The organism is Hymenobacter sp. J193 (assembly GCF_024700075.1).
In the GTDB taxonomy this organism is placed as follows: domain Bacteria; phylum Bacteroidota; class Bacteroidia; order Cytophagales; family Hymenobacteraceae; genus Hymenobacter.
Genome location: NZ_JAJONE010000007.1, coordinates 1 through 11,612 on the forward strand (window position 1 = coordinate 1; position 11,612 = coordinate 11,612).

General features: G+C 61.9%; 8 protein-coding genes and 1 pseudogene. 8 read left to right on the forward strand and 1 reads right to left on the reverse strand.

Annotated features, from left to right (window positions below):
* From LRS06_RS24680 to LRS06_RS24690, 3 genes and pseudogenes are all read left to right on the forward strand, one after another.
* Positions 1 to 260: pseudogene (locus tag LRS06_RS24680) on the forward strand (sodium:solute symporter); the annotation flags it as partial.
* Between the two features lie 239 nt (positions 261 to 499).
* On the forward strand, positions 500 to 2,170 hold the full coding sequence (locus tag LRS06_RS24685; protein ID WP_257873889.1) for a glycosyl hydrolase: 1,671 nt from the start codon (positions 500 to 502) through the stop codon (positions 2,168 to 2,170).
* A 26-nt stretch (positions 2,171 to 2,196) separates the two neighbouring features.
* Complete coding sequence (locus LRS06_RS24690) at positions 2,197 to 3,420, forward strand: glycosidase (RefSeq protein ID WP_257873890.1); 1,224 nt, start codon at positions 2,197 to 2,199, stop codon at positions 3,418 to 3,420.
* On the opposite strand, the gene LRS06_RS24695 is transcribed toward LRS06_RS24690, so the two are convergent.
* The gene (locus tag LRS06_RS24695) at positions 3,399 to 3,557 is read right to left on the reverse strand and encodes a hypothetical protein (protein ID WP_257873891.1); all 159 of its coding nucleotides are present in this window, start codon (positions 3,555 to 3,557) and stop codon (positions 3,399 to 3,401) included. The two genes, LRS06_RS24690 and LRS06_RS24695, sit on opposite strands and share 22 nt — an antisense overlap.
* Positions 3,558 to 3,631: 74 nt before the next feature.
* On the opposite strand from LRS06_RS24695, the gene LRS06_RS24700 reads away from it, so the two are divergent.
* The 5 genes from LRS06_RS24700 (at position 3,632) to LRS06_RS24720 (ending at position 11,556) form a co-directional block, all read left to right on the forward strand.
* Entirely contained in the window at positions 3,632 to 4,672 is a 1,041-nt protein-coding gene (locus LRS06_RS24700; RefSeq protein ID WP_257873892.1) for an AGE family epimerase/isomerase, read from the forward strand.
* Positions 4,673 to 4,974: 302 nt separating this feature from the next.
* A complete protein-coding gene (locus LRS06_RS24705; protein ID WP_257873893.1) occupies positions 4,975 to 8,106 on the forward strand; it encodes a TonB-dependent receptor in 3,132 nt (1,043 codons plus the stop codon).
* A gap of 20 nt (positions 8,107 to 8,126) precedes the next feature.
* Positions 8,127 to 9,605 carry a RagB/SusD family nutrient uptake outer membrane protein gene (locus LRS06_RS24710; RefSeq protein WP_257873894.1) on the forward strand — a complete coding sequence of 493 codons (1,479 nt, stop codon included), beginning with the start codon at positions 8,127 to 8,129 and terminating at the stop codon, positions 9,603 to 9,605.
* 12 nt (positions 9,606 to 9,617) lie between these two features.
* Entirely contained in the window at positions 9,618 to 10,496 is an 879-nt protein-coding gene (locus LRS06_RS24715) for a hypothetical protein (protein WP_257873895.1), read from the forward strand.
* Positions 10,497 to 10,593: 97 nt separating this feature from the next.
* Positions 10,594 to 11,556, forward strand: coding sequence for a glycoside hydrolase family 26 protein (locus tag LRS06_RS24720; RefSeq protein WP_257873896.1), 963 nt, complete (start codon positions 10,594 to 10,596; stop codon positions 11,554 to 11,556).
* The last annotated feature ends 56 nt before the right edge of the window (positions 11,557 to 11,612 follow it).

Consider the following 11,612-nt stretch of genomic DNA (forward strand, 5'->3'; position numbering starts at 1 on the left):
GCAACGTGCGGCCCTGGGGCTTCTGGGGCCCGATCAACGCCCTGGTGGTAGCCGAAGACCTCGCGTTCCAGCCCAACCGCAATTTCCGGCTGAACATGTTCAACGTGGTGCTGGGCATTATCGCGCAGCTCTGCCTCACCATCCTGCCCATGTACCTGCTGCTTTCCCAGAAGGTGCCGATGCTCGTGGCGCTGGCCATCCTGGCCGTGGTAGTGGTGATTTTGAAAAAGACCTGGTGGAACCGCCTGTCGGACTACTAAGTGACGGGTTTCGACGGGTTAATTTTCTACCAGACAACGCTAAGAATTCATTACACCGGCGGGGCGGGCACCAGGTATCTTTGATTATGGCGTTTGCCCCGGCAGCACAAGGGTAAGGGGAAATTACTGCTGCCTGCCGCAAACGTTTTTCAGCCCGTTTTGCAGCTCCCCCCGCGCGGGGAGCTGCAAAATAGTATCAGCCGGTTGCTACTCTGCCCGCTTTTCTGAACTCCCATCCCATGCCTGCTTTTTCTACATTTTTTTCTACTGTCCGCCCAGCCCGGCAGTGGCTGGCGGCGCTGTTGCTGCTGGCCGCCGGGAGTGCCGCGGCCCAAACGCCGCTCAAGTCGCTCAACTACCTGTACAGCATATCCGGCAAGAAAACCATCGGCGGCATCCATAACAAGGAGCCGCTGAATGAGCCCACGTTCTACACCGACAAGTTGCAGTTTGCCACCGGCAAATATGCCGGCCTCTGGGGTGGGGACTTCCTGTTCCAGGAGTACAACAACCGGTGGCAGATGATTCTGGAAGCGGAAAAGCAGTGGCAGCAGGGGGCTTTGGTTACCTTGACCTGGCACGCCTGCAACCCCGCCCAGAACGTGTCGCCCTGCCAGTTTTCGGGCGGCGTGACCAGCACCATGTCCGATGCCGACTGGACGGCCCTGGTCACCGAAGGCACCGTGCTGAACACCCGCTGGAAAACCTGGCTTGATGAGCTGGTGCCCTACTTTCAGTACCTGAAAAGCAGAGGCGTGGAAGTGGCTTTCCGCCCCCTGCACGAAACCAACCAAAGCGCCTTCTGGTGGGGCGGCCGGCCCGGGGCCAACGGCTCCCGCAAGCTCTACCAGATAACCCACGACTACCTGCGCAACACGAAGGGCCTGTCGAACATCGTGTGGGTGTGGAACATCCAGGACTTCCCGACCCTGCCCGCCGACGTAACCGACTACAGCCCCGGCGCCGACTACTTCGACGTGGCTTCGCTGGACTTCTACAACGGGGACGGGCTGACCGCGGCCAAGTACGAGGCCATGCTGGCCGTGGCGGCCGGCAAGCCCATTGCCATCGGCGAGCTGGGCCAGCTGCCCACGGCCGCCCAGCTGCTGGCCCAGCCTAAGTGGACCTATTTCATGGGCTGGTCGGAGCTGGTGTTCTCCCAGAATTCCCCCGCCCAGCTCCAGGCCCTGTACTCCGCCGCTAACGTGCTGACGCGGGAAGAAATGCCCGGCTGGAATGCTGCTACCCCCAACGCGGGCAATCTGGCCTACCAGCGCCCGGTCACGGTGTCCTCCACCGAGGCCCCGAATGAGGCCCGCTTTGCCGTGGATGGCGACCCGACCACCCGCTGGAGCTCCTTCTACGCCGACCCGCAGGAGCTGGTCGTGGACCTCGGGGCCACTTACCTGCTCAGTTACCTCACCATCCTGTGGGAAACGGCCCTGGGCAAGGACTTCGAGCTGCTGGCTTCCACCGACCAAACCACCTGGACCTCGCTGCGCAAAGTAGCCGGCAATACCAGCCTGTTCAACGAGTACACGGACCTGAACGCCTCGGCCCGCTACCTGAAGCTGCGCGGCACGGCGCGGGGCACGGCCTACGGCTTCTCCATCCGGGAGCTGGCCGTGTACGGCAGCGTGGCCACCGCCGCGGCCGAAGCCACCGACCCCGCCCTGCGCGTGCAGGCCTACCCCAACCCGGCCACCGACCAGCTCACGGTAGCGCTGGGCGCCGCCTGGCCGGCCGCTACCCAGCTCACCCTGCTCACCAGCACGGGCCAGACAGTGGCCACCTTCGCCGGCTCCGGCAGCACCCGCCGGTTGCCGCTGGCCAGCCTGCGCGCCGGCCTGTATTTGCTGCGCGTGCAGAGCGCCCAGCGGGTGCATACTCTCAAGATTACCAAGCAATAAGACTCGCTTCACCCAGTCGTTTTCTGATGGAAAACTTATTTCAACAACGCCTCCACGCGCTGGAAAACCACCAGTCGTCGCTGCTTTCCCGCCCCAACAAGCCACAGCCCCTGGGCAACGGCATCTTTACCCGCTACCAGCACCCGGTGCTCACGGCCGCCCACGTACCGCTGAGCTGGCGCTACGACTTCAACCCCCGCACCAACCCCTACCTGATGGAGCGGCTGGGCGTTAATGCCGCCTTCAACGCCGGCGCCATCAAGCACGAAGGCAAATACTTGCTGGTGGCCCGGGTGGAAGGGCTGGACCGCAAATCCTTTTTTGCGGTGGCCGAAAGCCCCAACGGCCTTGACAACTTCGTGTTCCGGGAGCGGCCCATCACCATGCCCAAAACCGCGGAGCCCGACACCAACGTGTACGACATGCGCGTGGTGCAGCACGAGGACGGCTGGATCTACGGCCTGTTCTGCACCGAGCGCAAAGACCCCGCCGCCCGTCCCGGCGACGAATCGGCGGCCGTGGCCCAGTGCGGCATTGCCCGCACCCGCGACCTGGTTTCCTGGGAGCGGCTGCCGGACCTGCGCACGCCCTCGCCTCAGCAGCGCAATGTGGTGCTGCACCCCGAGTTTGTGCAAGGCAAGTACGCCCTCTACACCCGGCCCCAGGACAGCTTTATTGAGGCGGGCGCCGGCGGCGGCATCGGCTTCGGGCTGACCGATTCAATGGAAAACGCGGTGGTCGACCAGGAGTGGATTGTGGACGGCAAGCAGTACCACACAGTGTACGAGGCGAAAAACGGCCAGGGCCCCGCACCCATCAAGACAGCCCAGGGCTGGCTGCACCTGGCTCACGGCGTGCGCAACACGGCGGCCGGCCTGCGTTACGTGCTGTACGTGTTTTTGACCGACCTGCAGGAGCCGGCCAAGGTGCTGCACAAGCCGGGCGGCTACTTCATTGCCCCGGAAGGCGAGGAACGGGTAGGCGACGTGTCCAACGTGGTGTTCAGCAACGGCTGGATTCTGGACGAGGACGGCACCGTGTTCATTTACTACGCCTCCTCCGACACCCGCACCCACGTAGCCACCACCACCGTGGAGCAGCTCGTGGACTACGCCCTGCACACGCCCGCCGATGAGTTTAGCTCCGCCGCCTCGGTCCGCCAGATCAACAACCTCATCGACCAGAACCAGGCGTACCTGAACCGCGCTCCGCGTACAGCCACCCCGCATTATAACGGCGTAACGGTATGAGCCCGCACACCCTCCAGGTACGCTTGCAGCAGCTGGCTGCCTACCAGCAGGAAGCCGAAGCTGAGCTGGCGCGCCTCACGGATTTCTGGCTGACCAAGGCGGTAAACCCCGCCGGGAACTTCATTGGCCGCATGCACAGCAATGGTGAAGTAGATGCCACAGCTGGTCGGGGGGTATTCTGCAGGCCCGCATCCTGTGGTCGTTTTCGGCCGTGTACCGGCATACCGGGCAGGAACAGCACCGCGCCGCGGCCGCCCGGGCCCTAGATTACCTGTTGGCCCATTTCCTCGACCACGAGTACGGCGGCATCTACTGGTTGCTCGATGCCCAGGGCCAGCCCCTGGACACGCGCAAGCAGATCTACGCCCTGGCCTTTGCCATCTACGGGCTCAGCGAATACCACCGCGCCACGCAGTGCCCGCTGGCCCTGCAGGTAAGCCAGGAGCTGTTTCGCTGGATTGAGCAGCACAGCTTCGACCCCGGGCACGGCGGCTACTTCGAGGCCTTTGGCCGCCGGGGCGAGCCGCTGGCCGATATGCGCCTAAGTGAGAAGGACCTGCAAGCGCCCAAAACCATGAATACCCACCTACATGTGCTGGAAGCCTACGCCAACCTGTACCGCGTTTGGCCGGACGCCGGGCTGGGCGCGCAGCTGCGCGGCCTGCTTTCCACGTTTCTGCGCCACATCGTAGACATGGAAACCGGGCACCTGCGCCTGTTTTTCACCGCCGACTGGCACCCCGTAGCCGAGCTGGAATCCTACGGGCACGACATTGAGGCCGCCTGGCTGCTGCGCGAGGCCGCCGAGGTGCTGGGCGATGAGGACCTATTGACGCCGATAAACGCGGCGGGCCGGCTCCTGACCCAGGCCACGGCGGCGGCCCTGCTGCCCGACGGCAGCCTGCCCCACGAGCTGAACCGGCGCACCGGCCACCTAGATCTGCACCGCGAGTGGTGGGTGAGTGCCGAGGCGATGGTGGGATTTCTAAATGCCTATGAACTGAGCCAGGACGAGCTGATGCTGCGCCACTCGCGCCGGGCCTGGCTTTTTGCCCAGCAGCACCTGCTGGACTATGCCCAGGGGGAGTGGCACTGGGGCGTAGAGGCCGACTATCAGCCTATGACGCACCAGGACAAGGTCGGCTTCTGGAAGTGCCCTTACCACAATATGCGGGCCTGTCTGGAAGTCATTGAGCGCTGCAAAAAGGAAGCGGCCCGGCTGCACCTGCTAAAGGAATCAGTGCCCGCTTAGTGCAATCGTGTGCGGACTACCAGGAATCGATTGAGTGAATTTAAAATCGTCTTAGCTCGCTACTATAAGAGAAAAGTGGTTTATGAACGGCAATTATTTTATTGTGATAATTAATTGATAAAAAGTATTATTTACTTGGTTAACAGGCTGATAAATTTGAGTATTATTTATAACCAAGGATTAGATAAGCCAATAAATAAAGTATCAGCTTTTGCCGCAGTTAATACTATACCCTAGATGATGATATTTTTTCTGCCTGAAGTAAATCCCACTTCTTTTTAAAAACACCTGATCCTACGCATATGCGACAACACTACCCTTTCCCACACCGCAGCCCGCAACCGCGGCTGCAATGGATTTCTTGGCCAGCCGGCGCCGGGCTTGGGTGCCGCGCCTTGGCCGGCAAGCTGCTCTTGCTGCTGGTGCTGGCGTGTACCGCGACTGTTGGTACGGCCTACGCCCAGACTGGCTCGGTGAGCGGCCGCGTGCTGGACGAGAAGCAGGCGGGGATACCGGGTGCCACGGTCCTTGTGGAGGGCACCTCGCTCGGTAGCTCTACCAATGCCGATGGTACCTACACGGTGCAGAATGTGCCCGCCGGGAGCCACAACCTGGTGATTTCCTTTGTGGGGTTCAACACCCTGAAAATGGCCATAACGGTAGTAGCCGGCCAGAACCTGGCCGTGGCCGATGCGGCGCTGCTGGAAAACGCCAATCTGCTGAATGAGGCTGTGGTCATTGGCTACGGCACTGTAGCCAAGAGCGACGTAACCGGCTCGGTAGCTTCCCTGAAAGGCAGCGACCTGAACAAAACCCCGGCCTCGTCCGTGGACCAGCTGCTGCAGGGCAAGATTGCGGGCGTGCAGGTGGTGGTGCCGTCCGGGGAGCCCGGCGCAGGCGCTACGGTACGCATCCGCGGGGCCAGCTCCATCAACGGCTCCAATAGCCCGCTGCTGGTGGTGGACGGCTACCCATGGGGTGAGGCCGGCAACCTCAAGCAAATCAACCCCGATGACATCGAAAGCATTGAGGTGCTGAAAGATGCCTCGGCGGCGGCCATCTACGGCTCCCGCGGCGCCAACGGCGTGATTCTGGTGACCACCAGAAAAGGCAAGGCCGGCAAAACCCGCATCAACCTTAGCACCCTGAACACCATTTCCACCTTGCCCAGCAAGCTGGACGTGTGGTCGGACCCGGTGGACGTGGCCGTTATCGACAACGAAGCGCGGCAGAACGCGGGCCTCACGCCCCTGTTCACCGGCCAGGACTACCTGGGCACCTACTACCCCTCGGTGGCCGAGCTGCGCGGCGAGGACCCCAACAAGCCCAAGTGGCCGACCCGCACCTACTGGCCCGATGAGGTGTACCGCAACCCCTTCTCCCAGAGCTACACGCTCACGGGCAGCGGCGGCAACGAGCAAACCAAGTTCTCGGTGTCCGGCAACTACTACCGGGAAGAAGGCCTGGCCATCAAGAACTACTACGACCGGTACAACGGCCGCCTGAACCTGGAGCAGAAGCTGCTCGACAATGTGACGACCGGCGTGAACCTGATTCTGACCCACACCCAGCGCAACGGCGGGGGCTTGTCGGCTGACCGCTCCCCGGTATTCCCGATTTACAACGCCGACGGTACCTACTTTAAGATTGGCCCGCGGGATTTTGGCAACCCCATTGCCTACGCCAATGAGGTACTGAATAAAAGCAAAACCATTGATGTGCTCGGCACGCTGTTCGTGAGCTGGGATATTGCCAGCTGGCTGAATTTCCGCACCCAGGTAAGTGATAAATACGGCAACTCGGTGGGCGACGTGTACGAGCCCCGGGATATTACCGGCACCGGCTATTTATTTAATGGTTACGGCGTAATTGATAACTACAATGGCAATGAATTATTGAATGAGAATTATTTCACGTTCAATAAAAATATTGGCACCGTGCACAATTTAAATATTGTAGCCGGCTACACTACGCAAAACTTCACGGTGCGCACGTCCCGGCTTGAGGGCCGCGGGTTTATCAACGATGCCCTACGCAACGAGAGCCTGAACACGGCCAAAACCCAGTTTGCCACCAATGGCCAGACCAAATCCCTGCTGAACTCCTTTATCGGGCGGGTGAACTACTCCCTGCTCGACCGGTACCTGCTGACCTTCACCGGCCGGGCTGACGGCTCGTCCAAGTTCGGAGCCAACAACAAGTGGGCGTTTTTCCCGTCGGCGGCCCTGGGCTGGAAGCTGCACGAAGAAGGCTTCCTGCGCGACGTGTCCGCCGTGACGGAAGCCAAGCTGCGCCTGAGCTACGGCCTGACCGGCAACCAGGGCATCAGCCCCTACCAGACGCTGGACCGCCTGGGCTCGGGCCGCTACTTCACCGGCGGGGAGTTCCAGACCGGCTTCGGGCCCGGCACCTTCGGCTACGACGGCTACAACAAGATCTGGGAGGGCGTGCCCAACCCCGACCTGCGCTGGGAAACCACGTCTCAGCTGAACGCCGGCCTCGACCTGGCCTTGTTCAACCAGCGCCTGACGCTGAGCGCCGACTACTACTACAAGCGCACCAGCGACCTGCTGCGGCAAACTTACATCACCCCGTCCTCCGGCTACGACCGGCTGTGGATCAACGACGGGGAAATTGAAAACAAGGGGTTTGAGCTGGGCATGAGCACCAACATCCTGGAAGGGCCGGTGCAGTGGAGCGTGGGCGGCAACTTCACCCTCAACCGCAACAAGCTCCTGAGCATGGGCGAAGACAACTTTGTGTGGAACGGCAGCAGCATTGAGATGCTGCGCGCCCCGCTCAACGCCTTCATCGTGAACGAGCCCATCAACGTCTTCTACGGCTACAAAACCGACGGCATCATTCAGACGGTGGAGGAAGGCCAGGCCGCCGGCCTGACGGGCGACATGGCCAAGCCCGGCGAAATCAAGTACGTGGATTTGAACAGCGACGGCGTGGTGGACGACAAGGACCGCACCATCATCGGCGACCCCAACCCCAAGTTCCTCTACAGCCTCAACACCAGCGTGAGCAGCCACGGCTTCGACCTCTCGGCCCAGCTCTACGGCGTGCAGGGCAACGACGTGTTCGACTTCCGCAAGTTCTCACCCAGCGCCCAGCTCCAGCGCTGGACGCCCGACAACCCCACCAACGAGTACCCCAGCGTAAACGCCAACCGCGCCTACTACGGCTCCGACTGGTTTGTGACCAAAGGCTCGTTCCTGCGCGTGCAGAACGTGACGCTGGGCTACAACTTCAAGTCCAACTTCGTGAAGGGCATTGAAAGTCTGCGCATCTACTTCTCGGGCAACAACCTCTACAACTTCACCAAGTACCACACCGGCTTCGACCCGGAAGTGCCCGCCAACGGCCAGCAGTGGGGCTCTTACCCGCGCCCCCGCGCCTTCTCGCTGGGTGTAAACCTTGGTATCTAAGTTTCGCAACTGCCTTCCCCATGAAACTCCCCCAACAACTTTGCCTGGCCGGGGCGCTGGCTTTGCTCACGGCCTGCTCCCTGCAGGAAGAGCCCTACGGCTTCAACTCCACCGACAACTTCTACAAGACGGAGGCCGACGCCAACGCGGCGCTGATTTACGCCTACTCCATCCTGCCGGAAATTGAGTACTACTCCCGCAACTTCATCCTGGTCACGGAGCTGCCCACCGAAAACATCACCCTTAAGCCCGACGCCGGCGCCAGCAACTTCGAGTTCGACAAGCTGGCCGTGCGCGCCGACAACCCCGAGCTGACCACGGCCTGGCGCTACGCCTACATCGGGGCCAACCGCGCCAACGCCGTCATTGCCAACGTGCCCGGCATTGCGGCCATGAGCGAGGCCAACCGCAACCAGATCGTGGGCGAGGCTTACTTCCTGCGCGCCCTGCACTACTTCAACCTGGTGCGACTGTTCGGCGAGGTGCCCCTGAAAACGGAGCCCGTCACGTCCCTCGACCAGGCCAACTCCCCCAAAGCCAGCCTGCAGGACATCTACGCGCTGATTGAGGCCGACCTCAAGAAAGCCAGTGAGCTGATGGACGCCACCCGCCGCGACGGGCGGGCCAACAAAGTGGCTGCCTGGGGCTTGCTGGCCAAGGTGTACCTCACCCAGGCCTCGGGCAAAAGCACCAGCTCCCCCGGCTACGAGTTCGTGGGCAATGCCGACGCCCTGTACACCCAGGCCAAAACCTACGCCGGCAACGTGCTCAGCGGCGGGGCCGGCTACGGCCTCGACCCGGACCTGAAAGCCATTTTTGACGTGGACAAGAAGAACGGCCCCGAGCACATCTTCGCCGTGGCTACGGACCGCTCGGGCCTCTCGGAGGGCAACTTCTCCAAGCTGCCGCTGATGTTCATTCCCTACATCGACGGGGCCGTGTTCAAGCTCAACGACAGCACCAGCGTCCGCTCGGGCTACAACCATTTCGTGACGGAGCCGGCCATCTACAACAGCTTCGCCGACACCGACAAGCGCAAAACCGAGCTGATTCCCTCCAAAGTCTACATCGGCAAAAAGGAAACCACGCTCAGCATCACCGGCTACAGCCGCCCGTTCACCCGCAAATACCTTGACCCCAAGCAGGTGGGCGAGCAAACCAGCGCCAACACGCCGGTGCTGCGCTACTCCGACGTGGTGCTGCTCTTTGCCGAGGCCAGCGGCCCCACGGCCGAGGGCTACGCCGCCATCAACCAGATCCGCCAGCGGGCGGGCCTGCCCAACCTAACCGAGGGGCTGAGCCCGGCGGCCTTCCGCGCCGCCGTGCTGCAGGAGCGGGCCTGGGAGCTGGCCTTTGAGGGCAACCGCCTGTTCGACCTGCGCCGCACCCACCAGATGGAGCAGGTGCTGGTGCAGCAGTACGGCAAAACCATCCAGCCCGGCAACGCCTACTTCTACCCGATTCCGACCCGGGAAACGGACCTGAATCCCAACCTCTAATCACCCTCCACCATGCATATATCCGTAAATTTCCGGCTCTGGGCCGGTTTGCTGCCGGGCCTGCTGCTGCTGAACAGCTGCACCCAGGACCCCTTTGAAGGCGTGGAAAGCAACGAGCGCGCCATCACCAACTTCACCCTGGACAAAGGCCAGATCGGGGTGGCTGAAATTACCCGCACGCCCACCGAGGGCACCGTGACGGTGTACGTGGTGAAGGGCACCGACCTTTCCAGCGTGGTTCCCCGCATCGAAACCTCCTACAAAGCCAAAGTAGACCCTGCCTCCGGGGTGGCTACCAACTTTGCGGCCAGCAATGGCATCCGAACCTACTCCGTGACCTCCGAAACCGGCCAGGCCCGGGAGTGGAAGGTGCAGATCAAGGAGTACGAGTCGGACATGGACGGGACGTGGAAGGTGACTAACCTGCAGTTCCAGTACTTCATTGGCGAAGGGGAAAGCTGGGGCTGGAGCGGCACCAAGAAAGTGGCCGACAACATTGCCGATGCCAGCAAGGAAAACGACAACACCATCGAGTTCAAGGTAACCGGCGTGCAGCCCGACGGCAAGCTGGAAGGCACCTACGACCATAAGGCCGGCCCCGACAACGCGTACGCCGACTTCAACTTCAAGGGCACCGACTACAGCTACAAGTTCCGGCGCTTGCCCAAGGGCCAGGGCACCTGGGTGCGGGACTTCACCGACAACACCATCACCTTCAACCCCGGGCAGGCCGGCCAGACCAAAACGGCCACGCTGGAATTCAGTTTCGACAAGTCCGTGATGAAAATGCCCTTCAACGTGCAGCCCTACGACATCGACTGGAACGGCGAGGGCAACAAGATGGAGCTGGGCGGGGCCAAAACCACCTGGTACACCCTCCAGAAAATCTAGTTTTCGGTTGGGCGGGGCCGGGGGGCCGCGCCCAACTTTTTTTCGACTTTCCCCGCCGGGTTCTGCTATTCTCCGGTCCTTTCTCATCTTTCAGTTCATGCATTCTGTTGTTCGCACTACGCTTCTTTTTCTGCATCTGACCCTACTGGCCAGCTGCGCGGCCCAGGCCCCGCGGGTGCTGCCCTACTTGCAGCAGATTTCCGGCCAGCAGACGCTTTCGGGCCAGCACAACAAGGAGCCCACCGCCGAGCCCACCAAGTGGACCGACTACGTGCACCGCGTGACGGGCAAGTACCCCGCGCTCTGGAGCGGGGACTTCCTGTTTGCCCAGAGCGACATCGACCACCGCTGGGACATGATCAAGGAAGCCGAGCGCCAGTACCAGCAGGGGGCCGTGGTGAACCTGATGTGGCACGCCTGCCCGCCCACCACCGGGGAGCCCTGCGGCTGGGACCCCGGCCTGCTCAACCAGCTGCTTACCGATGCCCAGTGGACGGAGCTCATTACCGACGGCACGCCTCTGAACAAGGCCTGGAAGCTGCGCATGGACGACGTGGCCCGCTACCTGCAGTACCTCAAGGACAAGAAGGTGGAGGTGCTCTTCCGCCCCCTGCACGAAATGAACCAGGGCAAGTTCTGGTGGGGCGGCCGCCCCGGCCCCAACGGCACGGCCCGCCTCTACCAGATTACCCACGACTACCTGCGCAACACCAAGGGCCTGACCAACCTCATCTGGGTCTGGGATATGCAGGACATGAGCCGGGACTTCGCCGCCTATAACCCCGGCCCCCAGTACTGGGACGTGTTTGCCTTCGACGTGTACGACCAGGGCTTCGACAAATCCTGGTACGACTACATCCTGCCCATCGTGGGCGACAAGCCCATGGCTATTGGGGAGTGCGCCAAGCTGCCCACCCCGGAAGTGCTGGCCCAGCAGCCCCGCTGGACGTTCTTTATGGCCTGGGCCGAGCTGGTGCAGGAAAACAACGCTGAGGACACCATCAAGCGCCTCTACAGCGACCCGCGCGTGCTCACTCGCGACGAACTGCCGAAACGATAGGGCTTCTAGTTGCTTGTTTCTGGTTGCTAGTTGATCAACCAGAAACAAGCAACTAG

Bases quoted from the DNA above. Each gene is read 5' to 3' on its own strand.
- LRS06_RS24710 (WP_257873894.1), top strand. From the start codon at position 8,127: ATGAAACTCCCCCAACAACTTTGCCTGGCCGGGGCGCTGGCTTTGCTC.
- LRS06_RS24705 (WP_257873893.1), top strand. From the start codon at position 4,975: ATGCGACAACACTACCCTTTCCCACACCGCAGCCCGCAACCGCGGCTG.
- LRS06_RS24685 (WP_257873889.1), top strand. From the start codon at position 500: ATGCCTGCTTTTTCTACATTTTTTTCTACTGTCCGCCCAGCCCGGCAG.
- LRS06_RS24715 (WP_257873895.1), top strand. From the start codon at position 9,618: ATGCATATATCCGTAAATTTCCGGCTCTGGGCCGGTTTGCTGCCGGGC.
- LRS06_RS24720 (WP_257873896.1), top strand. From the start codon at position 10,594: ATGCATTCTGTTGTTCGCACTACGCTTCTTTTTCTGCATCTGACCCTA.
- LRS06_RS24690 (WP_257873890.1), top strand. From the start codon at position 2,197: ATGGAAAACTTATTTCAACAACGCCTCCACGCGCTGGAAAACCACCAG.